Annotated in this window: 25 protein-coding genes; 17 read left to right on the top strand and 8 right to left on the bottom strand. The window is 61.8% G+C overall.

Features of this window, described 5'->3' with window-relative positions:
* Nucleotides 1-33 precede the first annotated feature (33 nt).
* A complete protein-coding gene (locus VSR72_RS09755) occupies nt 34-1,137 on the top strand; it encodes a class I SAM-dependent methyltransferase (RefSeq protein WP_342952173.1) in 1,104 nt (367 codons plus the stop codon).
* Here the strand turns inward: VSR72_RS09755 and VSR72_RS09750 are convergent.
* Entirely contained in the window at nt 1,087-2,172 is a 1,086-nt protein-coding gene (locus tag VSR72_RS09750; protein ID WP_342952172.1) for an acyltransferase, read from the bottom strand. The genes VSR72_RS09755 and VSR72_RS09750 overlap by 51 nt on opposite strands.
* Before the next feature lie 255 nt (nt 2,173-2,427).
* Entirely contained in the window at nt 2,428-3,672 is a 1,245-nt protein-coding gene (locus VSR72_RS09745; RefSeq protein WP_342952171.1) for an O-antigen ligase, read from the bottom strand.
* 371 nt (nt 3,673-4,043) lie between these two features.
* On the opposite strand from VSR72_RS09745, the gene VSR72_RS09740 reads away from it, so the two are divergent.
* A complete protein-coding gene (locus VSR72_RS09740; RefSeq protein WP_342952170.1) occupies nt 4,044-4,415 on the top strand; it encodes a CidA/LrgA family protein in 372 nt (123 codons plus the stop codon).
* Nucleotides 4,412-5,155: an LrgB family protein gene (locus VSR72_RS09735; protein ID WP_342952169.1), complete on the top strand. Its 744-nt coding sequence runs from the start codon at nt 4,412-4,414 to the stop codon at nt 5,153-5,155. Before VSR72_RS09740 ends, VSR72_RS09735 begins: the two co-directional genes overlap by 4 nt.
* Here the strand turns inward: VSR72_RS09735 and VSR72_RS09730 are convergent.
* Together VSR72_RS09730 and VSR72_RS09725 are read right to left on the bottom strand one after the other, a co-directional pair.
* Nucleotides 5,152-5,991: a glycosyltransferase gene (locus tag VSR72_RS09730; protein ID WP_342952429.1), complete on the bottom strand. Its 840-nt coding sequence runs from the start codon at nt 5,989-5,991 to the stop codon at nt 5,152-5,154. The two genes, VSR72_RS09735 and VSR72_RS09730, sit on opposite strands and share 4 nt — an antisense overlap.
* Nucleotides 5,991-7,253 (bottom strand): oligosaccharide flippase family protein, encoded by a 1,263-nt coding sequence (locus VSR72_RS09725; RefSeq protein WP_342952168.1) that lies wholly within the window; start codon nt 7,251-7,253, stop codon nt 5,991-5,993. Before VSR72_RS09725 ends, VSR72_RS09730 begins: the two co-directional genes overlap by 1 nt.
* Before the next feature lie 248 nt (nt 7,254-7,501).
* Between VSR72_RS09725 and VSR72_RS09720 the strand changes: the two genes are divergently transcribed.
* From VSR72_RS09720 to VSR72_RS09710, 3 genes are all read left to right on the top strand, one after another.
* Nucleotides 7,502-8,896 carry a phosphomannomutase/phosphoglucomutase gene (locus VSR72_RS09720; protein WP_342952167.1) on the top strand — a complete coding sequence of 465 codons (1,395 nt, stop codon included), beginning with the start codon at nt 7,502-7,504 and terminating at the stop codon, nt 8,894-8,896.
* A gap of 411 nt (nt 8,897-9,307) precedes the next feature.
* Complete coding sequence (locus VSR72_RS09715) at nt 9,308-10,606, top strand: glycosyltransferase family 87 protein (RefSeq protein WP_342952166.1); 1,299 nt, start codon at nt 9,308-9,310, stop codon at nt 10,604-10,606.
* Nucleotides 10,607-10,812: 206 nt separating this feature from the next.
* On the top strand, nt 10,813-11,106 hold the full coding sequence (locus VSR72_RS09710; protein WP_342952165.1) for a superinfection immunity protein: 294 nt from the start codon (nt 10,813-10,815) through the stop codon (nt 11,104-11,106).
* 667 nt (nt 11,107-11,773) lie between these two features.
* Here the strand turns inward: VSR72_RS09710 and VSR72_RS09705 are convergent.
* From VSR72_RS09705 to VSR72_RS09690, 4 genes are all read right to left on the bottom strand, one after another.
* Entirely contained in the window at nt 11,774-12,832 is a 1,059-nt protein-coding gene (locus tag VSR72_RS09705) for an acyltransferase (RefSeq protein WP_342952164.1), read from the bottom strand.
* Nucleotides 12,833-12,917: 85 nt separating this feature from the next.
* Entirely contained in the window at nt 12,918-14,003 is a 1,086-nt protein-coding gene (locus VSR72_RS09700; protein ID WP_342952428.1) for a glycosyltransferase family 2 protein, read from the bottom strand.
* A gap of 20 nt (nt 14,004-14,023) precedes the next feature.
* Nucleotides 14,024-15,295 (bottom strand): glycosyltransferase family 87 protein, encoded by a 1,272-nt coding sequence (locus VSR72_RS09695; protein ID WP_342952163.1) that lies wholly within the window; start codon nt 15,293-15,295, stop codon nt 14,024-14,026.
* Nucleotides 15,296-15,310: 15 nt separating this feature from the next.
* Nucleotides 15,311-16,546 carry a glycosyltransferase family 87 protein gene (locus VSR72_RS09690; protein WP_342952162.1) on the bottom strand — a complete coding sequence of 412 codons (1,236 nt, stop codon included), beginning with the start codon at nt 16,544-16,546 and terminating at the stop codon, nt 15,311-15,313.
* A 760-nt stretch (nt 16,547-17,306) separates the two neighbouring features.
* Between VSR72_RS09690 and VSR72_RS09685 the strand changes: the two genes are divergently transcribed.
* From VSR72_RS09685 to VSR72_RS09635, 11 genes are all read left to right on the top strand, one after another.
* Nucleotides 17,307-17,477 (top strand): Flp family type IVb pilin, encoded by a 171-nt coding sequence (locus tag VSR72_RS09685; RefSeq protein WP_342952161.1) that lies wholly within the window; start codon nt 17,307-17,309, stop codon nt 17,475-17,477.
* A 98-nt stretch (nt 17,478-17,575) separates the two neighbouring features.
* Nucleotides 17,576-17,746: a Flp family type IVb pilin gene (locus tag VSR72_RS09680; protein ID WP_342952160.1), complete on the top strand. Its 171-nt coding sequence runs from the start codon at nt 17,576-17,578 to the stop codon at nt 17,744-17,746.
* Between the two features lie 99 nt (nt 17,747-17,845).
* Nucleotides 17,846-18,016: a Flp family type IVb pilin gene (locus VSR72_RS09675; RefSeq protein WP_342952159.1), complete on the top strand. Its 171-nt coding sequence runs from the start codon at nt 17,846-17,848 to the stop codon at nt 18,014-18,016.
* A 75-nt stretch (nt 18,017-18,091) separates the two neighbouring features.
* The gene (locus VSR72_RS09670) at nt 18,092-18,262 is read left to right on the top strand and encodes a Flp family type IVb pilin (RefSeq protein ID WP_342952158.1); all 171 of its coding nucleotides are present in this window, start codon (nt 18,092-18,094) and stop codon (nt 18,260-18,262) included.
* A 72-nt stretch (nt 18,263-18,334) separates the two neighbouring features.
* The gene (locus VSR72_RS09665; RefSeq protein WP_342952427.1) at nt 18,335-18,877 is read left to right on the top strand and encodes a prepilin peptidase; all 543 of its coding nucleotides are present in this window, start codon (nt 18,335-18,337) and stop codon (nt 18,875-18,877) included.
* An 84-nt stretch (nt 18,878-18,961) separates the two neighbouring features.
* Nucleotides 18,962-19,795, top strand: coding sequence for a Flp pilus assembly protein CpaB (gene cpaB / locus VSR72_RS09660; protein ID WP_342952157.1), 834 nt, complete (start codon nt 18,962-18,964; stop codon nt 19,793-19,795).
* A gap of 282 nt (nt 19,796-20,077) precedes the next feature.
* Nucleotides 20,078-21,787 (top strand): type II and III secretion system protein family protein, encoded by a 1,710-nt coding sequence (locus VSR72_RS09655; RefSeq protein ID WP_342952156.1) that lies wholly within the window; start codon nt 20,078-20,080, stop codon nt 21,785-21,787.
* 21 nt (nt 21,788-21,808) lie between these two features.
* Nucleotides 21,809-22,114 carry a hypothetical protein gene (locus VSR72_RS09650; RefSeq protein WP_342952155.1) on the top strand — a complete coding sequence of 102 codons (306 nt, stop codon included), beginning with the start codon at nt 21,809-21,811 and terminating at the stop codon, nt 22,112-22,114.
* 66 nt (nt 22,115-22,180) lie between these two features.
* A complete protein-coding gene (locus VSR72_RS09645; protein WP_342952154.1) occupies nt 22,181-23,389 on the top strand; it encodes an AAA family ATPase in 1,209 nt (402 codons plus the stop codon).
* A 12-nt stretch (nt 23,390-23,401) separates the two neighbouring features.
* Nucleotides 23,402-24,793 carry a CpaF family protein gene (locus VSR72_RS09640; protein ID WP_342952153.1) on the top strand — a complete coding sequence of 464 codons (1,392 nt, stop codon included), beginning with the start codon at nt 23,402-23,404 and terminating at the stop codon, nt 24,791-24,793.
* A gap of 31 nt (nt 24,794-24,824) precedes the next feature.
* Complete coding sequence (locus VSR72_RS09635; RefSeq protein ID WP_342952152.1) at nt 24,825-25,802, top strand: type II secretion system F family protein; 978 nt, start codon at nt 24,825-24,827, stop codon at nt 25,800-25,802.
* Nucleotides 25,803-25,815 lie beyond the last annotated feature (13 nt).

The following is a 25,815-nucleotide window of genomic DNA, read 5'->3' as shown; positions in this document are numbered from 1 at the left end:
AGACTTGCGCGGCGCATTCTAAGGGACACAGCCTTGTGGATCCCACCCATCAAGCGACTGTCCGATCAACGTGACAATTTGGCGATGTCAGTGCTATCGGCACACCAGGAAGTTTATGACCTGCGCATCGAGCAAATCGGACTCAAGCGAGAACTAGAGGCCCTGGAATCGTTGAAGCAAGAGATGTCCCAGTCGCTCGAGAACGCGCAGAACAGAGTCGCCGAGTTGGAGCAAGCCCAGGAGTTGCATGCGCTGCGTGAGGCGCTGGGACAGAAGGATCGCGATATCGCTCGATTCGGCGAAGAGATGCCTTGGGTACCGAACGGACATTTTTACTCGCCGATACCGCCTCGACATGAAATCGAGGCTTATTGCGCCGAGGCTTTCAAGTCGTTTCCCCGCACGTTGCCGGACATTGATCTTCGAGAAGAGGAGCAGCTGAAGTTCATCGAAGTTGCACGGAAGTTCTATTCAGATCTTCCGTTTCAGGATGATAAGGTCGATGGGCTCCGGTATCAGTACGTGAACCAGGCTTTCATATACACCGACGCAATTATGCTCAACGCGATGATCCGCCATGCACAGCCGAGGCGAGTCATCGAAGTGGGATCGGGTCATTCGTCATGCATGCTTCTCGATACGAACGAACTGTGGTTCGACAACAAGATAGAGTGTTCATTCATCGAGCCGTACCCCGAACTTCTGCACTCCCTGCTAAAACCGGGTGACCTCGATCGAATCACGATATATCCGGACCGCGTTCAGGACGTCCCACTTGACATCTATTCTGCGCTAGAGCCGAACGATATTCTTTTTATTGACTCGACACACGTTAGTCGCGTCGGTAGTGATGTAAATCACATCCTCTTTAACGTCCTGCCTTCGATCAAGCCGGGAGTGATCATCCACTTCCACGACATTATCTATCCGTTCGAGTACTTCAGGTTCTGGCTAGAAGAGGGGCGGGCCTGGAACGAGGCTTATCTACTGCGCGCTTTCCTGCAGAACAACCATGACTACGAGATCGTGATGTTCAATTCGTTCATGGAGCACTTTCACAAGCCATACTTCGCCGAGCATATGCCGCTATGTCTGCGCGGGTTCGGTGGCAGTATCTGGCTGCGCAAGGTCCGGTAGTCGCCGTCGACGAGGCTTCAGCAGCAGGAATCGCTTCTCCAGCCAATGCCACGAGGCGGCGGCGAGGAGAAGCGTCGGCACGATCGACAATCCGAAATTCAGGAGCGGCCTCCCGTCAGTATGGAACAGATGGGATACGATCTGCTGGATCAAAAAACCGTAGATGTAGACGCCGTACGAGAGGTCTCCCCAGCGGCCCATCCAGCCAAACAAGGCAGGCTTGGCGAGGCAGAACGAAAGAATCGCGTACGGCAGCACCACATAGAGCCCGATCTCATAGGGCACCTTCCCCTCCGGGATGGCTGCAAGCAAAAGTATCGCGATCAGCGCGCCTTGAATGTCATAGGCTTTTCTCGTGGCAATGACGCGCCAGCAAGCGCCGAGGAAGAAGTACGGTGCCGCATCCAGTGCTGACACGATGCTGGTTGCGTAGAGGACAATCGGCGTCGTCGGGGGCGCGATGCGAACCATCCGAAGGCTGAGCGCACAGAGAATGACCGTCGCCGTCACGAGGCGCACCTTCTGGCCACGTCCCCACAAGAGGACTAAAGGCGCCAGGAGATACATCGAAAATTCGACCGGAAGACTCCACAACGATCCATTCACTGCATTCGGATAGACGTTGTGCTCGAACACGCCGGGCAACGCGTACGACGGATGCAGAGCGATGTTCTCCGCGTACCACCTGAACCATGGATTCCTGAAGTACTCGGCGAGGGGAATGTCTGTGAGCGCCGGGCCAACGACGAACATGGTCAGCAAAATGCAGGCAACGAGCCCCGGAAAGATTCGAAGGCATCTGCGCCAGAGATACCGCACTGGCGACCGATCAGCGACCCAGCTACCAAGCACGAGATAGCCGCTTAGCACGAAGAACACCTTGACGGCGAGTGTCTGAACAGCGTTCCCGAGTATTCCGGGGCTCACCGTGCCGGTGAGTGGGAAGGAATGTCCGTACACCACGATTACGGCAGCGATCAGGCGGATTGCGTCGAAGTTGTCTCTTGGGTGCGTGAGCTGAGATGTTGGCTGCATTGTCGGCGGATTCTAGTTTTGCCGGCAGTCTACCATCCCCTCCATGTGTCGCCCTTGTGTTTATCTTGTTCACCGCTGCTGACCGCGCGTAGCCAGACAGGCAGGACTTTCAGTGCTCGCACGCACGCGATTTGGTATTCACTGCATGGCTGGCGGCACGCGGACGTGACGGTCGCGCTGCACTGCTTACTCACGCAGGCCAGTTGTCCATGAAGAGCCGGGCGCCTTGTTCGCTGCCATGCCCGACGATGCGTCCTATAAAGAGTCGGATTTGACATCCGTGCGTTCCGTGATTGCTCCAAGAACAGCTAGCGCGGTCGCGTAGAAAGACACAGTGCTCTTCAGGTCGAAGGTCTCAACCGTCAGCCCGAAGACGAAAAACATCAGGACGAAGGACAGCCCCATGAGTGCCGTACGCCGCGTTATCCTCGATGCGGATTTGAGCTTCGCCGCGAAAAAGACGGCAGGCACGATGTAGATCGCGAGCAGCGCGAGACCGCCGACAATGCCGTAGTTGGCCATGTAGGCGAGCAGCTGGTTGTGCACTTCGCCCTCGCCGAATGCCGCTGCGGTTGGAGTGATTGCACCTTGCTTCGCCATCGATGCCATCTTGTCGCGAAAACCGTCACCGCCGAGGCCCAGTACCGGATGTTCGGCGATTAGTGTGGATGCTGCCTCATAGAGTTGCAGACGGATGCCGACCGACGTATCGCGGTGGCCTTGTGTGTACTGTGTCAGGTTCGATGACACGTCGTTGACGCGGTCGCGCACTGTCCCCGAAAGGCCGTACACGAGCCCGAGCAGTAGTGCAACAGCCACTGGCATCAGCAACTTCCAGTGGAGCGGTTTGTTACGGCCGAGCTCCCACACGATGAGCAAGGCTACGAGCGGAATTGCCGCCCAGCCCCCGCGCGCGCCAGAAAGTAGCGAAGCAGCGAGGCCTGCAAACAGTCCCGCGATCTTGAGTGCGCGCCAGAGTGCCGAGTCCTTGCGCCACCAGTTCAGGGCGATCGCCGACAGCACGCCGAGCGCGAGCGCGAGATCGCCAAAATGGATCGGGTTCAGGAACGAACTGCCGATGCGGCCATCGCCCCAATCGCGTGGCATCAAGAGGGCAAGTGCCAGCGCGGACAGGGCGCCCAGCGTAAAGGAGAGGTCCGCCCAGACGAAGATTCGCTGTGGCGCGCGCCGCAGCGCCAGAAAGATCGGGATCGCGAGCAGGAACCGCGACGGCGAATCCCAGGTCCGCAACATTGGATGCCCATGCGAGAGCGTACTGAGCGCCACGGCGGCAAGGGGGCCGCACAGCGCAATGCAAAACGCGAGCCCGTGACGCTCAAGCGGCGCATATCCATAGGGTGCGCCAGCGGGTCGCCAGCACAGCGCTGCCAGTGAAATGACGCCCGCGCCAATCGATACGGCGCTCGAAGCGCCTTGCACGAGCATGGCGATAGAAGGAAAGGCGAGCAGAAAAGCCGCGGTCAGCCAGTCGCCGGGCACGGTGCGTCGGGAATCAATCGTAACTGCTGTGGGCATCGCTACACTGCTGTTGTCTGTAGGGGCGGGGGTGTTTGCACTGCGTCCCCGTGTTACGTTCTCACTACGCAGCTTTGTGGGTGCGGAGCGTGACGCGAAACCCACTATTGTACGCATAGAAGTTGCGCGCTCGACGCTGCTCCCATGATCTGCGCGCTACGGAGGTGATCGCCACCGCCAAAAAATAGGGATCAAACAGAGCGTATGCGGTCTGCAGCCCGCACGAGAGAAGGGGCACGCAACGCCCTGTGGTAAGAGGATTCGGTGCGCCTCGCGCGTCGTTGGGCTACACTGCGCGCGCCTCGCATGTTTCCAGCCTCGCCCGACCCTCCGCCATGCTTCGTTCCCTTGCCGCCCTCCTGATCTTCCAGTGTCTGGGTGAGAGCGTGTCCTACGTGTTCTCGCTTCCCGTGCCCGGTCCCGTGATAGGCATGCTGCTCCTGTTCGCCTTCGCGTTGATCCGGCCCGCTGCCGCCGAGGCCATCGAGCCGACCGCGCTCGAATTGCTGCGTCATCTTTCGTTGCTCTTCATTCCGGCGGGCGTGGGCATCATGGTGTCCGCGCAGGCGGTGCGCGGTGAGGCGCTCGCGGTGATCGCGAGCCTCGTCGTGAGCACGACGCTAGGTATCGCGGTGACGGCACTCGTCACGCGCGCCCTGCTGCGTCGCCAGCGGCGTAACACGACGGCTGGAGAGGGCGCATCGTGAACAGCCACCTGCCCATCACAAAGCTCGACGCGATCTGGGTCTATCTCGCCGCCACGCCGCTGCTCGGCTTGACGGTGACGCTCGTCGCCTATCTCATCGCCATCAATATCTACGCGCGGGCAAAGTACAATCCGCTCGCGAATCCGGTGCTCATCGCCGTGGCGCTCGTCGTCGCCGCGCTCAAGATCACGGATACCCCGTATCGCACGTATTTCGAAGGCGCCCAGTTCGTGCACTTTCTGCTCGGCCCCGCCACGGTCGCGCTCGCCCTGCCGCTCTATCGTCAGTGGGACAAGCTAAGGCGCGGCGCGCTGCCGTTGCTCGGCGGACTTGTTGCGGGCTCTCTCACGGCGATCGTGTCGGCGGTCGGCGTCGCGAAGCTCTTTGGCGCTTCGCATCAGACCATTGCCTCGCTCGCGCCGAAGTCCGTCACCACGCCGATCGCCATGGCCGTCGCCGACAAGATCGGCGGCATTCCGTCGCTCACTGCTGTGCTCGTGATATCGACGGGCGTGTTCGGCGCAGTGAGCGCGCGCTGGATTCTCAATGCCATTCGCGTACGCGAGACCGAGGTGCGCGGCTTCGCGATCGGCGTGGCCTCGCATGGCATCGGCACCGCGCGTGCGTTTCAGGTGAGCGAGGAGATGGGGGCGTTTTCGGGGCTCGGGATGGGCTTAAACGGCGTGTTCACGGCGTTCGTCGTGCCGTTGCTGTTGCCCGTGCTGCTGCGTTGGATCTAGGCTGAGCGGTTCGCAAACAGCGCGCGCTTCATCTTCTGCAGGGTGCGATACGGCGTCACGAAGTGCAGCAGGCTCTTCGCGACACCGGCCCAGTCGCGCCAGTTCAGCACGTTCAGGTAGCGCAGTTGCAGGCGCAGCGTAGATACGATTTGCCGCCGCCGCTTCGTCGCGCTAATCCCGCCTTCATTTAGTTCGTAGTACAGGCCAAGATCGGGCAGGTTCGCGCACTCGTAGCGTTCCATGAGGCGCAGAAACAGGTCGAGGTCTTCGGCGGCCGGATACATCACGCGATAGTTGCCCACGGCGAGCACGGCGTCGATACGCAGCATCACCGAAGGATGCACGAGCGGCGAACGCAAGAGGCGCGTGCGGCGCAACGCGCGCGCATCGGCGCTTGGGCGCAGCATAAAAAGCGGCTCACCCGCACGATTGACCACCTGGGTCCACGTGCCGAGCGCTGCGAGCGCGGGCTCCGCTTCCATGCGAGCGCGCTGCTTCGCCAAGCGCCGCGGCGCGGCAAGGTCGCCCGCGTCGATGCGCGCCGCGTAGCGAAAACCCCGCGCCGCGAGCGCCTCAATGCCTGCCTGCAAGGCTCGCTCGATGCCGCCGTTCTTCGCGATGCGCAAGACTTCCACGCACATGCCCGGCACCTCCGGCGCGACGATGGGCGGCGTGCTGCCATCATCGACGACGAGCGCAAAGATTGTTGCGTCTTCATCGAACGAGGCGAGCGTGCGCGCAACATCGTCCTGGCCGTTGAACGCGGGCATGAGCACGGCGACGTCGGCGAGCGCGCCTTCGCGTGCGTCGCTCGTAGGGAGCGCGGCGGAATTCATCATGGAGCGAGTTTGAAGCGGATGTAGTAGAGATTCACGCAGGCCGCCGCGAGATAGCCCGCCGCGAGGCCGCAAAGCGCGCCATACGAACCCAGGCGCGGGATCGCCACGAGATTCACGGCGAACGCCACAGCGAGCGCGAGCAGCCATTTCGAGAGCAGCACGAACTTCGCCTGATACTTGAGCACGACGAGGTTGCCGATAGCCTCGAGCCCTGCCGGCACGGAGAGCCAAACGGCCCAGCGGAAGATCCCAATCGCGCCTTCATAGTCAGGCCCGAACACGCGGCCGATGATAAAGCCCGCAAGCGCATCGAGCACGAGCGCGCCCGCCACCATCAGCACGGCTGTCATCGCGAAGAGGCGCATGAGGTTGCGGCGCAGCTGCGCGGTCTGCTGCACGCGGTAGACGAAGGCCGGCGCGATGGTCTGCGAGAGCATGAGCGCGAGCGTGATCCAGTTCTCGTTGAGCTGCTGCGCGGCGGAATAGCGGCCGAGATCGGCGAACGAAATCGTGCGCTCGAGCATCAAGCGGTCGAGCTTCAGGAACAGGTACATGCAAATGAGGCCGAGCCAGAACACCGTGCCCGCGCTCGCGAAATGCCGGAAGAGCGAGCGGTCCACGTCCCAGCCGAGCTTGCCACCATGCCTGCGCCGGAAGTAGAGCACGAGCGCCGCGCCGATCGCCGCCGATTCGAGCGCCCAGAGCCAGCCGAAGGTGGCAGGCGCGAACGCCGCGCGCGCGAGCAGGTAGACGAGCAGCGCCTTGATCACGGCCGTCGTCATGCTCGCGAGCAATTGCGGCTTGCTGTACGTCATGCTCTGGAGCCAGGCGTTGATCACGCCCACGAACGGCTCGCGAAACAGCATCGTCACGGCGAGCCCGGCGAGCATGGCGCCCACGAGCGGATCGGTCACGCCCAGCGCAATGCCGGCCCACGTGACGAGGAGCGCCGCCGCCGACACGCCGATGCGCAGCGCGAACGCGCTCCCAAGCACCGTGCCGAGCTGCTCGGGCGGCCGGTTGACGATGGTGGGCACGAGGATCTCGGCCCCGCACACCCACGTAATGGGCGCGAGCACGAGCAGCAGCGTGTTGGCGTACTGCCACTTGCCGAATACGTCAGGACCGAAGTAGCGCGCGAGCACGCCGCTGATGACGATGGCCACCGCGATCTGCGTGACGCGCTCGAGGCCGAGCCACACGATGTTTGCAAACGCACGGGCGACGTCGGGGTTTCCAAAGCGCTTGAGGCTCAGCATCGTGCCTCGCCACGGCGGCAGGCGCTAAAAAAGGGGCAGGCACGCGGCATGCGCGATCTCTCCGCCATTTTTGACGAATATTTTGGCGATAAAAGGAAACGGCGAAGCATTAAAATGGGTGCATACCACTGCCGAAAAACGGCAATTATAGTTTGTAACGGATCCCACTTTTCGTAACGCTGGAGGCTTACAGTCGCCTGTCTGTGTTACGAATAGACCCGAATCCCCATCAGGACGTGAGCCCCAACATGATTTCCAAATCGATTTTCAAGGCATATGACATCCGCGGCGTGATCGGCAAGACGCTCGACACCGACACGGCACGCGCCATCGGCCGTGCCTTCGGCAGCGAAGTGCGTGCGCAGGGCGGCGACGCCGTGGTGATCGCGCGTGACGGCCGGCTCTCGGGTCCCGATCTCTCGCGTGCGCTGGCCGACGGCCTGTGCGAAGCCGGTGTGGACGTGGTCGACGTCGGCATGGTGCCCACGCCCGTGGGCTACTTCGCCGCGAGCGTGCCGCTCAAGCTGGTGGGCGGCGAGCGCAACGTCGACTCCTGCATCGTCGTGACGGGCAGCCACAATCCCCCGGACTACAACGGCTTCAAGATGGTCCTGCGCGGCAAGGCGATTTACGGCGACCAGATCCTCGCGCTCCACGACCGTATCGTTGCGGGCCGCTTCGACGCGGGCGAGGGCAGCTACACGAAGTACGACATCGCCGACGCCTATGTCGATCGCATCTTGAGCGACGTGAAGCTCGCGCGCCCGATCAAGATCGTCGTCGACACCGGCAACGGCGTGGCGGGCGACCTGGCTCCGCGGCTCTTCAAGGCGATGGGCTGCGAGCTGGTCGAGCTCTTCACCGAAGTGGACGGCACTTTCCCGAACCACCACCCGGACCCGGCGCACCCTGAGAATCTTCAGGACGTGATCCGCGCGCTCAAGGAAACGGATGCGGAGATCGGCTTCGCGTTCGACGGCGACGGCGACCGTCTGGGCGTCGTGACCAAGGACGGTCAGATCATCTACCCCGATCGCCAGCTCATGCTGTTCGCCGAGGAAGTGCTCTCGCGCAACCCGGGCAAGCAGATCATCTACGACGTGAAGTGCACGCGCAATCTCGCGAAGTGGGTGAAGGAAAAGGGCGGCGAGCCGCTCATGTGGAAGACGGGCCACTCGCTCGTGAAGGCGAAGCTGCGCGAAACCGGCGCGCCGCTCGCGGGCGAGATGAGCGGCCACGTGTTCTTCAAGGACCGCTGGTACGGCTTCGACGACGGCCTGTACACGGGCGCGCGTCTGCTCGAAATCCTCTCGCGCGTGGCCGATCCGAGCAAGCTGCTCAACGACCTGCCGAACTCGCACGCTACGCCCGAGCTGCAACTGAAGCTCGAGGAAGGCGAGAACTTCGAGCTGATCGCGAAGCTGCAGAAGAACGCGAAGTTCACGGGCGAGGACGAGGTCATCACCATCGACGGTCTGCGCGTGGAATACCCGGACGGCTTTGGGCTTGCCCGCTCGTCGAACACCACGCCCGTGGTCGTGATGCGCTTCGAAGCCGACAACGATGCCGCGCTCGCGCGCATCCAGGCCGACTTCAAGCGCGTGATTCTCGCCGAGAAGCCGGACGCGAAGCTGCCGTTCTGACGACGACGGCCGCGCAAGCCGGCCGGTCCGTATACAGCGAGCCTGCACACGACCGAATCAGCGGCCGTATGCGGGCTCGCGAACGTTTACGTGCTCATTTTCCCTGTCGCGCGACAAGCTGTTCCTCCATACTTGGCGACACAAGCTATCGCGAGGCACGACCGGCACGAGATGCGCCGCCAGACTGAAAGGCGGGGCGTCGCGGTACTCCGGCGCAAGCGTCGCGCATGTTGAGGAGGACCGGGGGATGCTGCATGTCGTCAGATTCGGAGTCGCTGGGGTCGTTGCGATCGGCGATCGCGCTTCGATTGCCAAGGCTGAGTGTAACTGGCTCGGGCGCGGTACCTCCGGAGCCTTATTTCTCCCGATCTTGATCAGCGGCTTGCCGGCCCAATGGGTCTATCAGGCGGCATGATGGCGCACAACGACTCCCTCCATCGCGGTCCCCGGCCATTGCGCACCCCGCCCGGCTGGCTGGACGCTCAGCGCATCTGTCTCTATGCAGCCTTCGTGCTGCTTGTGAATATCGGCTACCTTTCGCTGCGGATATGGTTTGGGTGTATCGATCGGATACCCAACGTCAGCCCGCCAGGATGGGATTACGCCGTATTCTGGAGCGCCTCCTGGCTCGCGCTGCACGGGCCGGCAGCCAGCGTGTTCGACACTGCCCTCATCGAGCGGATCGCGCTGCCGCTGCAGAACATGCTGCCGACGCCGTTTGTCACGCCGTGGACCTATCCGCCCACGTTCTTGCTGGTCATGCTTCCCGCTGCGTTGTTGCCTTTCGCGGTCTCGTGTTTCGTGTACGTTTCGGCAGGGATTGCTTTTGCGTACCACGCGTGTGTGAGGATCCTGCCAACCGTACGGAACCCGGGATGGTGGCTGCCGGTTATCGCTTTTCCTGCAATCTGGGTCGCGGCAGCCGCTGGGCAGAACTCATTTTTAACTTTTGGGCTCATGGGGCTTGGCCTCATCGCCCTCGACAGGCGGCCGTGGCTCGCAGGCATTTGCTTTGGACTACTGGCCATCAAGCCGCAACTGGGCCTCGTGATTCCCGTTGCGTTGCTGTTCGGCAGGCATTGGCGAGCCTTAGCGTCGGCGTCGCTGACTGTCGGCGTGTTTTGCGCGCTCGCTGGAATGGTGCTCGGATTCGATACGTTCGCCCGTTTTGCGCAGGCGTTGCCAGCCTTTAGCCAATTCGTCGTCGAGTATTCGGACCGCTGGCCGCGCGGCATCTTGACGGTGTTCGGCGCCGCGCGCCATTTCGGCGTAGCCGTGCCGACCGCTTATGGCTTGCACGCGGTCGTGGCGGCGCTGGCCGCGAGCGCCGTTGCCTGGCTTTGGGCCACGCGCGCGACGTTCGAGTTGCGCGCGTCGGTGCTCGTGCTCGCCACGCTGCTGGTGCCGACCTATGTGATGCCCTACGACCTGCTTTGGCTGGGCTTGCCGATTCTATGGCTCGTGCGCGACGGGGGCCGCAATGGCTGGCTTCGAGGCGACGGGGTCGCGATGGTGAGCGCATGGCTTTCGCCGCTTATCTTCTATACGCCGGGAGATTGGGCTGCCGGCGTTTATGTACCGGTTATCGTATTGGCAATGTTGATGGTCGTCGTGCGGCGCCACCTGGCGCAACACGCTGCACATGCCGGTGAGGGCGCCAGTACGGCCTTGGCGTACGAGCAAAGTGGATCGAACGTCTGCGTACGATAAACGACGCCCATTCAGCGATTGTCTGCAGGTATCACTTTGGATCTCGTATTGTTTGGCACCACATGGACCGAGTTGCAGCTGGCAGATATAAGTGTAGGTAGTGGGTTAGCCTCAGAAAGATTTCATTCAGAGCTGGTGCACAGCCATGAGGCGTCAGAGGCGCATCGCGTGATTTCACGCTTGCGTTGTGACTTACGGGGGACAACATGAGTAACTATCAATCGAGCACCGGGGCCGCCGACACGCCGAGCGATTCGGGCGGACCTCTCGTCATGTTGGTGTTGGTGTATTTCGCTCCTTCGATCCTCGCATTCCACTGTATGCACCGTAAGCGACGCGCCATCACGAGGCTTAACATGCTCCTCGGATGGACCGTGATCGGCTGGATTGTCGCTTTCCTGTGGGCGCTTACTGCAGCTCAGAAGGGCGGCTCTACAAAGACCAACCCCGCATCTGGAACGATGAGAATCGGCAAGGAAGCGAGGACGGTTTTTCGCTGATCTATTCTTCGAGCCGAGCACTTCGCTTATTCGACGTTCGCGGGACGCACGACGCCTCAGGTATCGCTGCTCGCATGTTGGTCGCGGCGGTTGAATACCAGTAAGGCGTGTAACCGACTTAGCCGGTTCCTGGTCGTGGATGAAAGCGCCGTGGTGCGCGGGCACGATGACGGTGCCGGCAGCGGGAAGCGTTTCGAGGTTTATACAAGCATGCCCGGCTCATCGAAGCGGCTAGCACTTCCGTAAGGGCGACTGCGGCGTAACCCATTCCGCGCAAAACAAGTGGAACGACACAGTCATCTGCGGCTTGATCACAAGCAAGTCCCCCATATTCCGCCCGAGCAGGGGGCGCTCCAGCATATCAAGCTGAGTAGCCGAGCATTCGAATGCCAACAACTTGTTCTGCCGCTATGGAAACGCTGATCAATGAGCTTATTCCGTGCGTGGGGCAAGGCAGCTTGCGATTTTAGAATGTTAGGAGTTTAGCGATCGAAGTGCGTGTTGCTCGTATCCGAGATCTCACTTTGACCAAAGTAGACAGGTTGAACATCTGCGCCGCGCTCTTGGCCAAGTCCTTGTATCGCGTTTTTCAATTGCGAAGGAGGTTGTGACGAAAGGAGACCGATGCTCTAACGATAACGGTCGAACCGAATCAAGCTGCGTGTGACTAGCTTGCCGCTCTGCCGGGGGCCTTGCGCGGCAATTGTATGATTCGCGCCCAACCATTGAAACGGTCGCGGCACGGGATTTCGACGTATTTGTTCAACAAGTGCGCAGAAGCGAACGCCCAAAAGAGGAACATGCTGTAGGGAATGATTCTCCCGCTAAGAGGCACCCCCCAGGTTACGGCAACAAGGGGGAAAAACATCGCACCGTGTGATAGATATAGAGGGTAAGAAATTCTCCCAAGGTATTGAGCAAGTCGATTTTGGAAAAAGCTCGCAATTGGGCCGCTGTCATCCGCTAGCGTTGCCACGAGCAGAGCGAACACGAGCGGAGCAGCAAACGCCGCTCCAGGCAGTTGATCGGCAAACAACACTAGCGACAGCGTAGTGGCAAATGAGATCAATTGTGCAGCCTTGCTATTCGCCAGGATGGACAAGCGCCCTCGAACCTCGCACAGAAGCGCGCCAATGCAAAATCCGACGACGCAGCGTATCCAACCATAGCTTCCGGTCAGACTGCCAAGACATCCTCCACGCTGCAGGCAGGAATGATGTAGTGATACGTCGACAGCGGCCACATAACCGACGAATGCGAGTCCCAAAAATGCGGCGTTACGTGATTTTCTTCGAAATGTGAAGCATAGTGCGGCAAACAACAGGTAGACATAAAATTCATCGCTTGCGCTCCAGCTTACACCGCCAACAGTGGATGGGCTGAAAAGCCCGAGCCCTTGGGTTAGCGAGATGATAGAGAATGCGTCGCCCAACGTGGGAAGATGAAAAGCGAAGGAGGCGGCAACTGCGATTACCCCGGTGATTGCATACACTGGCCAAAGTCGACCAAACCGACGAAGGACGAACGCTGCAATCTGTACCCCGTCAGTTAGCTCGTCGGCATACGTGCGGCAAATGATGAAGCCGCTCAGGACAAAAAACAGGTCAACGGCAAGATAACCGTTGGCGAAGAGTCGGTTCGGGGGGGAGTAGAACATATGATGCAATACAACGAGCACTGCCGCTACGCCACGTAGTCCTTCAAGACTCTTGATTGTCGTTTTCATAGTCTTCCTGTCTCGCAGTTGCAGTGGCCCACGACGCGTATCGCGAAGCCCTGCGCATCTCCCGCGGCCCTCGATCGATTCATCGTCATCGGCCCGCTGCTCGCACCTGGGACGTGCCACCCCAACGAACTAGCTCCAGCGGTGCGCCATGGGTACGGGCCTCTGCACGTTCGACCGGCAGAACGCTGATCCTCACACGCGACTCGTAGCGCCGGCGCACGAGGTAGACAGGCCGCTTTTTAGACTCGTCGTAGATGCGCCCGATGTATTCGCCAACGACACCGATGCCAACCAGCTGGATGCCGCTCAAGAACAACACTACGGAAAGCAGGGACGCGTAGCCCGGAACGGGATTGCCGAACAGCAACGTGCGGCCAACCATAAACGTGCCGTAGCAAAGCGCGAGCGCGGCTAGCGCCCCACCGATATACGTCCAGCCGCGCAACGGCACGGTGCTGAAACTTGTAATGCCTTCCAGGGCGAAGTTCCACAGGCGCCAGCCCGAGAACTTGGTTTTGCCGGCGCTGCGTGGCGTGCGTTCGTAGTCGATCGTAACGGTGTTGAATCCGACCCAAGCGAACAGTCCTTTCATGAACCGATGCCGCTCTGGAAGACCGCGCAGCGCATTGACCACCTGGCGATCCATGAGTCTGAAATCGCCGACGTTTTCCGGGATTTTCAGTTCCGATAGTGCGTTGTGGATGCGATAGAACAACGCCGCGGTCGTGCGCTTGAGAAAGGAATCACACGCGCGGCTGGCGCGCCGGGCGAGCACGACTTCGGCGCCGTCACGCCAACGCTGGATCATTTCGGGAATCAACGAGGGCGGATCCTGCAGGTCTGCATCGATGACGACGACAGCGTCGCCCGACGTTTCGTTCAGGCCCGCCGTGAGTGCAGCTTCCTTGCCGAAGTTGCGTGTGAGGTCGATGACCTTCACGCGCCTGTCGCGTTGGCTCACGAGGACCAGCTTTTCAAGCGTGGTGTCCCTGCTGCCGTCGTTGACACAGACGATCTCGAAGCGCACGGATGCGATGGACTCCATCGTCGCAATGATCTGTTCGAAGAATACTCCGACGCCGTCCTCCTCGTTATAGAACGGAGCGACGATAGAGATGAGCGGCGTCTCGAGCCCGGGTCCGAAGCGACGCGCTTCCTCGCTGATAGGCATGTTCATGATGTTTTTCCCTTTTACGCTGAGGCGGCGGTGTTGGACATTGCCTGCGCGCTTCGCTCGCGAGCGATCTGTGCGATCAGCATCCAGAGCGTCGCAATCGAGATGAGCGGAGTGAACGGAACGTGCAGATGAGAAACGAGCGTGAGACCGGCGATGGGAGCAAGCCACAGTACGGCCAGCCATTCGCGCTGTCCGCGCTGAAAGCCGTGCTCTCTTGCGTGATGGACGATCCATGCAATCAGGATTCCATACCATGTCAGGTCATAGTCATAGAGGTATGGGCTCACGAGCATGCTGGCGCACACGAGCACGGCGGCGCGCAGACCGAAGGCGCTGGGGCGGCCCCATGCGTAGCAGACGGCGGCGGCGGCGCACAGGGCGGATGCGGCCTGCGCGACACTGGCAAGCGCGGTTGGCGCGTGGAGCAGCTTGAGAGCCCCAAACACGGTGGGTACACGAAAGAGGTGGGCCCGTCCCGTTTCGACGAAGCTGTTGGCGAGTCCCATGTTATGAATGAATGCGACAAGCGTGTCGCTGCCGAACGCCAGGACAGAGAGCAGAAGCGAGGTCGCCACTCCCACGCTCATTGCGGCCAGTGCACGCCACGAGCGCGAAGCGAGCAGCGCGAGCGGAATGAGCACGCAAAGCTGCGGCTTCATGGCGACGAGCGCAAAGCACAACCCGGCGAGGATCGGGCGTGCGCGCAGCAAGACCAGTCCGAGCCCCACCAGTGAAGCCGTGAGCAACCCATTCTGGCCTGCCGTCAGCACCAGTGCGGAACCCGGGAAGGCGATTGCGAGGAGCGCAGTGCGCGGGTGAGGCGCGATCGTCGTGACCACTTTGACGAAGAGGGCGAGCGTGCCGAACAGGAAGATAGGAGCAGCAATCGTGAACGGCAGCAGGGCCAGCGGATAGACGAACAAGAGGAACGTTGGCGGGTATAGCCACGGAAGGACGCCGACGGGGCGGCCAGCCGCGTATTCCTCGATGGGCTTCAGGATGCCAAAGTTATACGCATCTACTGCGTGTCCTTGCAGGGCGAGATGCGAGGCGCTCCAGAACGGCAGGCAGTCCACGGCAAGCACGCTCAACTGCGGATCCTTGAGCCACACCAGGTGATACGCGTAAGCCACCGCAACACAGAAATAGTAAGCAAGCGCGGCAAGCGGGTAGATCCAAAGGCGTTGGCCGCTCAACCAGTGCGAGCCGGGCTGTGTCGCGCCAAGGGGCTGAGCGTGCGCGGCCCTGGATGCGCGCATGAATTCGCGGAAGGTCGTCTGGTTCATGGCGTGGTCTCTCGCCTAAAGGATGGGATCGATACGTGTGCGGCGGAGCACCGCGAGCAGCAAGAGCAACAGGATCACGGGTCCCGTCTGCGGCAGCCTGAAAATCTGGTTGGCGAACTCGAACAATGGGAGGAGCCAGACGAGAAGCAATACGGGCTGCTCGCCGGGCAGCCACCCGCGGCGCAATCCGGTTGCGAGCAACCCCGCGCATGACAAGCCGACCCAAGTTAGTTCGTAGTGCCAGACATAGGGCGTGACGATGAGCGTGGCCGTTCCGAGCGCGGCTGCACGCAGGGCAGTGTCGCTCGTCGTGCGCCAGATTTTCCATGCGCTGCACGCTGCGATGGCGGCAATCGCAGCGTGCATCAGTCCCGCTGCGGCAAGCGAAGCGCCAATCAGTCGCAGCGACGCGAACACGGACGGAGAGGCAAGCCAGAAGCGGACGTCGTGCTCGAGGATGAGTTCGCGCGCCATGCCGACGTTCCCTGCGAGCAGCCGAAGCGATGGGGACCCGCAGAGCGCCATGCTTGCAAGAGAAAAAAGCACGGCCGTCGCGGCGGCGTATCCGAAGACTTTCCATGCCCGTGCCGCGATCAGAACGAGCGGGAACAGGATGCCGAGCTGCGGCTTGATCACCAGCAGTCCGATGCAGATCCCGGCGATCGCGGGGCGCCGGTCGATCGACGCGATCGCAAACGCGGCGAGTGCTGCGGTAATCAGCGCGTTTTGCCCGAAGATGGCACACACCATCACGCACGGCATGGCGAGCACGACATAGCGTGCGGTTGCGGTGCCAAGCGGGCTCTGCGCGAGTCCGGAAACGCGAACGGTTGCGCAGACGAACGCGAATGCGCTTGCGCCCAGGAAAACGAAATAAGCCAGCGGAAGCGGCAACAGCGCGAGTGGCGTGACGAACAACAGGAACGTGGGCGGATAAAGCCAGGGAATGAACGCGCTCTTGGGCAGGCCACCTGTCACTGCGGACACGATCCGGGAAAACGCGGAGTAGTCGAAGACTGTGGAGGCCTGGCCGTGCAGGACTGCGTGGCTGGCCGACCAGAACACAAGCAGGTCGGAGCCCGGACGCCAGCCGCCTGTAGCGGAAAAACCGTGAGTCACCCAAGCCCAGAGCGCTACGAAGCCGACACCGATGACGAGCATGACGGTGCTGTAGGCAATGAGTCTCTCGCGCGAAAGCCAGGCGCACGCCGTCGACTGCAAGCGTGAGCCATCCCGCTCAAGTGGTCGCATTTGTTTTCGGTCCCCGTTGACTATTTTCAGTTGGCGGCTTTGCCGCCTATTTTTTCCCCCGAACACGCAAGCAGTGCGGTGTACGGCAGTCCCTGCGTGTTGCCTGATTATTGTGAGACGCGCGCGTCGGGAGCAATGCGGACTGCATTGCCAATGTTCGCGCGCGAACACTGGCGCGCAGGGTCACCTTCAATGAGTAAAGCGCTGAAAAAAAAGACGCCTCGTTTCGCGCGTTGAAGCGGGGATGTCATCGGGTAACTACCAGTTTTGTAGCGAGGTGCGCCTCGTGAGTTTGGTATAAGCGTGTGCTTAACGCTCGTCATCCTAATTAAATATATAGTTGATATGTCAACGTAACTACTATTCGTATTGAATTCGTCACGAACGATCGTACTAGGTTTAAATACGAAAAGACCTATAAAAGCGCGGGTAAATACGCATCAAGGTTCTCGATATGGCAAACGTCTCGCTTTTTAGTGACTTGAGAAGTAGTGGATAAAGCATGCTGTCTGCCGAGGTGACGTCGTCAAATTGAGAGGGGTGAGTCACACGTGACGTGTCAAATTTGCCGATTTGGTGTGGTCGGGAACAGGAAATTGTTGCGCGTGTGGCGAAGCGCACAAAGTCATCGAATTGACACGCGTAGAACTGCGCCTGTGGCTGCAGCACCGAACCCGGCGAAGTAGCCCACGCCACCCTCAAAACCACATGGAAACGGAATCGGGGGTTAACCATGTACACATCGATTGGAGATCACAAAATGCAAAAGATCATCGCTCACGCAAAGTCCTTCGCTCGTGACGAAAACGGCATCACGGCTCTCGAGTACGGCATGCTCGCTGGCCTGATCACGGTACTGATCATCGCCAGCGTCGCATCGATCGGCTCGACACTAAAGAACGTGTTCTCCGACGTTGCGGTCGCGATCTGATCGGCGCCGGGGCGAGTGGGTACGCAACGCAAGCCTCACGCGCTCCAATCGCTGAAAGGACCGGATTAAACACATTCATAACTTGCTGGAGACCAAAAATGCAAAAGCTCATCGCTCAGGCAAAGACCTTCGCTCGTGACGAAAACGGCATCACGGCACTCGAATACGGGATGCTCGCGGGTCTGATCACGGTGTTGATCATCGCCAGCGTCGCATCGATCGGTTCGACACTGAAGAACGTGTTCTCCGACGTTGCGGTCGCGATCTGATCGGCGCCGGGGCGAGTGGGTACGCAACGCAAGCCTCACTCACTCCAATCGCTGAAAGGACCGGATTAAACACATTCATAACTCGCAGGAGATCAAAAAATGCAAAAGCTCATCGCTCAGGGAAAGACCTTCGCACGTGACGAAAACGGCATCACGGCACTCGAATACGGGATGCTCGCGGGTCTGATTACGGTGCTCATCATTGCCAGCATCGCATCGATCGGCTCGACGCTGAAGAACGTGTTCTCCGACGTCGCTGTCGCGATCTGACGGATGCGCAGGGCGAGTAAGCGCTCAACGCAAGCTGCGCTCGCCCTGCATCACACACCTAACAGGGGATCAAAAATGCAAAAGATCATCGCTCAGGCAAAGCAGTTCGCTCGCGACGAAAACGGCATTACGGCACTCGAGTACGGGATGCTCGCGGCACTGATCACGGTGCTGATCATGGCGAGCATTGCATCGATCGGCTCGACGCTTCAAAACGTCTTCGCCGACATTGTCAATACGCTCTAACCCGCGCGCTCGCGAGCGAGGCTGGTCATGGCAAAGCAGGTTTAACCCGGGAGCGCACAAATGGAATTCACGATGCTGTCTGTTTCCTTGCCGCCGCAGCCGGTTCCGCTGTGTGTGATCGCGCTGGCGATCCTGGCCGCCAGCACGGACATCGTTAGCCGACGGATTCCGAACCTGCTGATCGTGTTCGGCCTTGTCTTGGCGCTCGCGGTGCAGATCGCGCTGCGCGGCGCCGTTCCGGGCTGCGCGATCTGGCTAGGTGGCGCGGCGACCGGGTTCGCGCTTCTGCTGCCGTTCTATTTGCTACGCGGCATGGCGGCCGGTGACGTCAAGTTGCTGATGATGCTGGGTGCGTGGCTTGGCGCTGCGGCGACCGTCGATATCGCAGTGAATACTTTCATCATCGGCGGAGTGTGGTCGTTAGGGGTTGCCCTGATGCGGGGACAACTGGGCCGCCTGACGGGAAACGTCGCAGCGTTGCTTGCAGGAGCGAGCCGCGCCGCGTGCATGGCAGGTGCATCGCCAGGGACGGTACGTGAATCGGTCGGATCGATTCCGTATGGTGTCGCGATCGCCGGGGGGACCGTTGCAGCGCTGTTCACGATGGTGAGTTAAAGCGCTGGCCGGTGCCCGCGGGACAAGGGCCGAATCTTCGGTTCGTCGATTATTAATTGTTATGGAATGCTTACGGGGGATGTCATGAAAAACAGCCGCGCGTTTGTCATGCTCGCGATCGCTCTGCTGGCCGGTCTGGCCGCAGTGGTGTTCGCTTCCAAATGGTTGCTTCAAACGTCGTCGGGGGCCACGGTACCCGTTGCCGTCGCATCGGACGATATCAATCTCGGTCAGCCGATCAATGAAACGATGATCAGAACGGTCAGCTGGCCAAAGGACAGCTTGCCGCCTGGAACATTCGCAGTACCAAAGGAACTCGACGGACGGGTGGTGCGCGCAAGCCTCACGCGTGGCGAGCCGGTGCTCGAGTCGAAGCTCGCGCCGGTGGGCACGAAAGGCGGACTATCGGCTGTGATTGGCGACGGACATCGCGCGATCACGGTCCGCGTGAATGACGTCGTGGGCGTTGCCGGCTTCGCGTTGCCTGGCAACTACGTCGACGTGATCGTCAACACGCAGGAGCCGGAGAAGAAAGCCGATACCCAACAGCAGAGCATCTCGAAGATCGTGCTCGAAAAAATTCTGGTGCTGGCCGTTGCGCAGCAGGTCAATCGCGACGACACCGCACCCAAGGTCGTGAACGCGGTGACCCTGGAGGTGACGCCCGAGCAGGCGGAGAAGCTCGATCTGGCGCGCAGCGTGGGCACGCTCTCACTCGTGCTGCGCAACCAGGTGGACGACAACAAGCTCGCGACCGACGGCGCGACCAAGCAGACCTTGCTCGGTGGTCCGTTGCCGCCACCCGTGCCGCTGCCGGAACCGGCACATCCGGTGCGTGTGAAGTACGCCGGTGCGCCTGCCAAGCGCAACTGTATCGGTGTGCTGTCGGGCGTGACCGGCAGTCAGGAATGTTTCTGAAATAAAGCAGAACGGCTGCCTGAACCCGGCGATGACCATCCGGGCAGAGGGCGAGTGAGCGGCGCAGCCGCCGCCATTAAAACGTAGGTAAGTACGGGGTATAACGATATGGATACCAAAGTAAACGTGGGGTCCTCGGGGGCCCGCAACGGCGTTCGTCCGTGGCGTGTTGCAACGCTTGCCTGGGTTTGCGCCGGGTTGATGACTTCGACTCCGGGCTGGGCACAGCAGTCAAACGGGAACTCAGGGCAGGAGAAGCCGGCCGCAGGCGCTGCGGTTCCCATGGGCAAAGGTCCCATGCAGATGACCATCAGCATGGGGCCGCCGCAAGGCAGCAGCGCGCCGCCCAAAGCCGTGGCGGGACCGCTGCGCGGACCGAACTGCGTGGGGGCGATTCGCAACGAAAGCAACGTAGTCGTGCCGCTTGGCAAGTCGACGCTCGTGCCGATCGACGAACCGGTGCGCAACCGTACGCTCGGCAATCCGGAGGTCGCGCAGGCGACCATGGTTTCGCCGCAAACACTCTACATCGTCGGCCAGGCGGTCGGGACGACCAACATGATCGTCCAGGGCAAGAGCGGCGCATGCCAGGTGATCGATGTGATCGTGAGCGCCGACTCCGGCGGCCTTCAGGCGGCACTTGCGCAACTCATGCCGCAAGAGCGCGACATCCGCGTGTCGACCGCGGCCGACAACATCGTGCTGGCCGGCCATGTGTCGAGCGCGCAGGCTGCCCAGCAGGCCGTGGAAATCGCGCAGGTGTTCGGCGTGAGCGGGCAGAGCAACAACGGATCGCACACGGGCGGCGTGATCAACATGCTGAGCGTCGATTCGCCCCAGCAGGTCATGCTCGAAGTGAAGGTTGCCGAAGTCGACAAGACGCTGATCGACCAGCTCGGCTCAGCCGTCAACATCCAGGGCGGCTTCGGGTCCTGGACGGGGGCGCTGGTGAGCAATCTGCTCGCAGGCGTGTCGAGCGCATTCGGTTTCTCGAAGGCGAACCACCTGCCGCTCAAGTTTGCCATCGACGCGCAGAAGACCGACAACCTCGTGAAGATCCTGGCCGAGCCTAACCTCGTCACCATCAGCGGTCAGGAAGCCACCTTCCTCGCCGGCGGCAAGATCTTCATCCCGGTGCCGCAAAGCGGTGGCGGCACGTCGGCCACGGCGATCACGCTGCAGGAAGAGGAGTTCGGCGTGGGGCTCAAGTTCACGCCTACGGTGCTCAACGGCGGGCGCATCAACCTGAAGGTGGCGCCGGAAGTCTCGGAACTGTCTCCCACGGGCGTCACGCTGAGCGCGTCGAACGTCAGTGGCGTGAGCATCCTGCCGCTCATCACGACGCGGCGTGCTTCCACCACGGTTCAGATGCACGATGGCGAATCGTTTGCGATCGGTGGGCTCATCAGCAACAACATTACCGGCTCGCTCAAGGCAGTGCCAGGTCTCGGTGAGGTTCCGGTTCTGGGCGCGCTGCTCAGGAGCACGTCGTTCCAGCAAGACCGCTCTGAGCTGATCTTCATCATCACGCCGCACCTCGTGAAGCCGGTGGCGGATGTCGCGCAACTCCAGATGCCCACGGACAGCTTCTCGCAGGTCCACGAAGCCGACGTGTACGCAACGGGCAACATGGAAGGCCGCGCCAATCGCAACCAGGGTCGTTTTGCGCCGCCGCCCGCACCTGCTGGCACGCAAGCCGTACCGGGTGCACCTGCCGATTCGTCCGCCGCGCCCGCTGCGCCCGCTACGCCGGCCGTCCCGGCCGCACCGCAGACGCCGGCTGCACTGCCCGCACCGCAGGTCTCCTCCAGACGCGAGGAATCGCCAGCGCCGACAGCGCCGCCCGCTGAAGCGCTCGCGCAGTCCGTACCCACGCAGCAGGTGAACGCGCAGGCCCTCGTGCCTCCACCGGGTGAGGACAGCGCGGCACGCGCGCAGCGAATCGAGCGCGAGGCGGCACGGATCGCGTCGAACGAAACCACCGCTCATTGACCAGCCGATCAGGAGGCCAAAATGAAACTCGAAAACTTTGCATTCGTTCGCCGGTTCCTGCTGATCGCGCCGCTCGGCGCTGCGCTCGGTGGCTGCATGACCAGCTCGCCGATCTGGGAAGCGCACTTCGGGGAAGCCGTGCGCCACTCGATGCAGGCGCAAATCATCGACCCGGACGCGGGCCAACACGCGTCGCAGCCGGGTGTGGACGGCAAGTCGGCGGCATCGGCGATGGATAACTACGACAAGTCGTTCCAGCATCCGGCGGCATCTGCGAACCCCTACACGATTGGCGTAAGCAGTGGTGGCGGTGGCGGTAGCCAGTGAGCGGTGTTACGCACACACACTCACGCTACTGGCCGGAGAAGGGAACAACAGCGGGGACATACGATCATGATCGACATACTCATTACCTCGACGGACGCAGAGCGGCTTGCGCAGATCATGCGCACGATCGCGGCATGCGGCCCGTACCGCACGACGCGTAGCGTTGGCACACCGTTCGATCTCGTCGAGCGCGGCGACACGCTCGACGCGTTCGATGTCCTGATCGTCGACGCGCGCGGGTTGCAGGAGGCCCAGTTGCCTTCCGTGAGCGAGCTGTGCCGTCGTTGCGAACGGCTCACGTGCATTCTGCTGATTCCGGAGGCGTCGCCTGACGAACTCATTGCAGCAATGCGCGCGGGCTTTCGCGATGTCGTCACGGGGCAGCCGGACGGCCGCACGATAGGCGAGGCGCTGCAGCGTGCAATCGGTCAGCGCGCGCATGGAAGCACACGGACGTCGCGCATCGTGTCGTTCATGTCGTGCAAGGGCGGAGTCGGGACGAGCTTCATCGCGGCGAATGTCGCGCATATCGTCTCGCAGACGCAGGACCGTCGCGTGCTGCTGATCGATCTGAACCAGCTTTACGCGGACGCGGCGTTTCTCGTGACCGCGGAGACGCCGCCCTCGACGCTTCCGCAGTTGTGCGCCGAGGTCGACCGCATGGACGTGGCGCTCTTCGAAGCGAGTGTGATGCACGCCACCGGGAACTTCGACATCCTGGCGGGCGCAGGCGATCCGATCAAGGCGGGCGAGATGCGCCAGGACAGGCTCGAATGGGTGCTCGGCGTCGCCGCGCCCCGTTACGACTGCGTGATCCTCGATCTCGGCCAGACGATCAATCCGCTTTCCATGCTCGCGCTCGATCGCAGTGACGAGATCCACATCGTCTTGCAGGCGAGCATGCCGCATCTGCAGGCGGGGCGCCGTCTGCAGGAGATCTTGCAGTCGCTCGGCTACGGGCGGGAGCGCATGCGCCTGCTTCTGAACCGGCAGACGCGTCACGGCGAGCGCGTGCGCGAAGCCGCCGACACCGTGCTCGGCATGAAGCCGTTCCTCGTCATTCCCGACGATGCGCGCGCCGTTGCCGAAGCGGTCAATCAGGGTGTGCCGATTGCCGTGGCAGCGCCCGGCAGCGCCGTGACGCGCAGCCTGCGCACGCTGGCGGCGAGCGTCGCACTCCCGAACGCGACAGACGCGAGCGCGCGGGGCAAGGGCGAATCCCTGTTCGCGCGCATGCTCGGGCGTCAGGCGCCAGCCAAACTTGGTTTGATGTAAAGGAGAAAAATTATGTCTCTTCGAGAGCAGATCTTTGCGCAGCGCCTCGAGCCGACGATCGTCGAGCGCACCGATACGGGTGGCGCGGCCGCCGCAGCCTCCGCGGCCCCGTCCCGGGTGAAGACCGAGGCGTACCAGAAGCTGAAGTACGACACGCATCATGCGGTGCTCGAACGGGTGGAACTCGAGCGTCTCTCGCGCATGCCCCAGGAGCAGATCCGTAGCGAGATCAACGCGCTCGTGGGCCGCATCCTCGAAGAGCAGAAGGCGCTTGCGAACGACCTCGAGCGCAAGCAGCTGGCCATCGACGTGTACGACGAGATGTTCGGCTTCGGTCCGCTCGAGCCGCTGCTGCGCGACCCCACTGTGTCGGACATTCTCGTGAACACGTGGTGCCAGACTTACGTGGAGCGCCGCGGCAAGCTCGAACTCACGGACGTCAACTTCTACGACGACGCCCACCTCATGAAGGTGATCGAGAAGATCGTCTCGCGGGTAGGGCGGCGCATCGATGAATCAAGCCCGATGGTGGACGCACGCCTGCCCGACGGCTCGCGCGTGAACGCGATCATTCCGCCTTCGGCTGTCGACGGGCCGCTTGTGTCGATCCGGCGTTTTGCCGTCAAGCCGCTGCTGGTTTCGGATCTGATCGAGCTGCAAACGCTCACGCCGCCCATGGCCCAGGTGCTGGAGGGCCTCGCGCGCGCCAAAGTCAACATTCTCGTCTCCGGCGGCACCGGCAGCGGCAAGACGACCATGCTCAACGTGCTCTCGGGCTTCATTCCGAACGACGAGCGCATCGTGACGATCGAGGACGCAGCCGAACTTCAGCTGCGCCAGGATCACGTGCTGCGCCTCGAGACCCGTCCGCCGAACATCGAAGGCAAAGGCGAGATCGCCCAGCGCGCGCTCGTGCGCAACGCGCTGCGTATGCGTCCTGACCGCATCATCCTCGGCGAAGTGCGCGGCGCGGAAGCGCTCGACATGCTCAACGCGATGAACACCGGCCACGAAGGCTCGCTCGCGACGATCCACGCCAACACGCCGCGCGATGCGCTCACGCGCCTCGAGAACATGATCAGCATGGGCGGTCTCGCCTTGCCGCCGCGCACGATGCGCCATCAGATCTCCTCCGCGATCTCGGTCGTCGTGCAGGCCGCGCGCCTGACCGATGGCCGACGCAAGATCGTGAGCATTTCGGAGCTGACCGGCATGGAGGGCGACATCATCAACATGCAGGAAATCTTCACGTTCAAGCGCACGGGCATGGATTCGAATGGCAACGTGCGTGGCCACTTCTGTGCGACGGGTGTGCGGCCGAAATTCTGCGAACGGTTCGCGGCGTTTGGCGTGAACCTGCCCGAGCAGATTTTCGATCCGGGCCGCCGTTACGACACGGTCTGATATTCACGACGTTCATTCGGGGGAGCGTGGCATGAGTACAACCTTCATTTTGGCAATCCTGCTGCTCTTCGTAGCCGTAGTGCTTGCCAGCCAGGGCGCGTGGGAATGGTGGAACAGCCGGCATGGCGCGGTCGCGCGCCGCCTCGAATCGCGCATCGAGGCCGTGGCGACGGGGGGCGTGGGGCGCAAGGAGGCGATGTCCATCCTCAAGGCGCGCAAGCTCGATGGGTCGACGTTTGGCCAGCGCATGCTGCTGCTCATGCCGGGCATCCGCTCGTTCGAGGCGTGGGTGCAGCAGTCGGGCATCAGTTGGACGGCGTCACGCGTCCTCGCGATGTGCGCCCTCATGCCGGTTCTCGTGATCGTAGCGGGGATGTTCATCCGCGTGCCGCTCGTCATGCTGGCGTCGGGTGCGGCGGCGTCGACGCTGGTGCCGTTGATGTACGTGCGCTCTCGGCGCACGAAGCGCATGCGCCGCTTCCAGAAGCAGTTGCCGGATGCCTGCGACACGCTGGCGCGCGCGTTGCGCTCGGGCCATGCGTTCTCGGGTGCGATCGATCTGGTCGGCACCGAATTCGCCGACCCGATGGGCGCCGAGTTCCGCACCACGTTTGACGAAATCAACTATGGCGTGTCGCTCAACGAGGCGTTGACGGCGCTTGCGCAGCGCGTGCCGGTGGGGGACCTGCGTTACCTCGTCATCGCCGTGCTGATCCAGCGCGAGACAGGCGGCAACCTGGCCGAGCTGCTGGACGGCATTGCGAGCCTCGTGCGCGAGCGCTTCAAGCTGTTCGACAAGGTGCGCGTGCTCTCCGCGGAAGGGGTCCTCTCGGCGCGGGTGCTGGGTCTGCTGCCGGTGGTCACGGGCGGGGCCATCTCCTTCGTGAATCCGGACTTTCTCGAGGTGCTGTGGCAGGACCCGGCGGGCGTGCTGATGCTTCAAGCCGGCACCGTGATGCTGCTGGCCGGCATGGTTTGGGGGCGGCGCATCGTGCGGATTCGCGTATGAAGGTGCCACGACC

Origin of the sequence: Paraburkholderia sp. JHI869, assembly GCF_038900775.1 — a bacterium.
In the GTDB taxonomy this organism is placed as follows: domain Bacteria; phylum Pseudomonadota; class Gammaproteobacteria; order Burkholderiales; family Burkholderiaceae; genus Paraburkholderia.
This window is presented reverse-complemented; position numbering and strand designations above follow the sequence as displayed.

Coding starts and splice junctions, on each gene's coding strand:
- cpaB (WP_342952157.1), top strand. CDS start 18,962: ATGAAAAACAGCCGCGCGTTTGTCATGCTCGCGATCGCTCTGCTGGCC.
- VSR72_RS09710 (WP_342952165.1), top strand. CDS start 10,813: ATGAGTAACTATCAATCGAGCACCGGGGCCGCCGACACGCCGAGCGAT.
- VSR72_RS09725 (WP_342952168.1), bottom strand. CDS start 7,253: ATGCTGAGCCTCAAGCGCTTTGGAAACCCCGACGTCGCCCGTGCGTTT.
- VSR72_RS09690 (WP_342952162.1), bottom strand. CDS start 16,546: ATGCGACCACTTGAGCGGGATGGCTCACGCTTGCAGTCGACGGCGTGC.
- VSR72_RS09675 (WP_342952159.1), top strand. CDS start 17,846: ATGCAAAAGCTCATCGCTCAGGGAAAGACCTTCGCACGTGACGAAAAC.
- VSR72_RS09650 (WP_342952155.1), top strand. CDS start 21,809: ATGAAACTCGAAAACTTTGCATTCGTTCGCCGGTTCCTGCTGATCGCG.
- VSR72_RS09700 (WP_342952428.1), bottom strand. CDS start 14,003: ATGCCTATCAGCGAGGAAGCGCGTCGCTTCGGACCCGGGCTCGAGACG.
- VSR72_RS09645 (WP_342952154.1), top strand. CDS start 22,181: ATGATCGACATACTCATTACCTCGACGGACGCAGAGCGGCTTGCGCAG.
- VSR72_RS09750 (WP_342952172.1), bottom strand. CDS start 2,172: ATGCAGCCAACATCTCAGCTCACGCACCCAAGAGACAACTTCGACGCA.
- VSR72_RS09640 (WP_342952153.1), top strand. CDS start 23,402: ATGTCTCTTCGAGAGCAGATCTTTGCGCAGCGCCTCGAGCCGACGATC.
- VSR72_RS09665 (WP_342952427.1), top strand. CDS start 18,335: ATGCTGTCTGTTTCCTTGCCGCCGCAGCCGGTTCCGCTGTGTGTGATC.
- VSR72_RS09670 (WP_342952158.1), top strand. CDS start 18,092: ATGCAAAAGATCATCGCTCAGGCAAAGCAGTTCGCTCGCGACGAAAAC.
- VSR72_RS09635 (WP_342952152.1), top strand. CDS start 24,825: ATGAGTACAACCTTCATTTTGGCAATCCTGCTGCTCTTCGTAGCCGTA.
- VSR72_RS09685 (WP_342952161.1), top strand. CDS start 17,307: ATGCAAAAGATCATCGCTCACGCAAAGTCCTTCGCTCGTGACGAAAAC.
- VSR72_RS09740 (WP_342952170.1), top strand. CDS start 4,044: ATGCTTCGTTCCCTTGCCGCCCTCCTGATCTTCCAGTGTCTGGGTGAG.
- VSR72_RS09720 (WP_342952167.1), top strand. CDS start 7,502: ATGATTTCCAAATCGATTTTCAAGGCATATGACATCCGCGGCGTGATC.
- VSR72_RS09680 (WP_342952160.1), top strand. CDS start 17,576: ATGCAAAAGCTCATCGCTCAGGCAAAGACCTTCGCTCGTGACGAAAAC.
- VSR72_RS09715 (WP_342952166.1), top strand. CDS start 9,308: ATGATGGCGCACAACGACTCCCTCCATCGCGGTCCCCGGCCATTGCGC.
- VSR72_RS09695 (WP_342952163.1), bottom strand. CDS start 15,295: ATGAACCAGACGACCTTCCGCGAATTCATGCGCGCATCCAGGGCCGCG.
- VSR72_RS09705 (WP_342952164.1), bottom strand. CDS start 12,832: ATGAAAACGACAATCAAGAGTCTTGAAGGACTACGTGGCGTAGCGGCA.
- VSR72_RS09730 (WP_342952429.1), bottom strand. CDS start 5,991: ATGAATTCCGCCGCGCTCCCTACGAGCGACGCACGCGAAGGCGCGCTC.
- VSR72_RS09655 (WP_342952156.1), top strand. CDS start 20,078: ATGGGCAAAGGTCCCATGCAGATGACCATCAGCATGGGGCCGCCGCAA.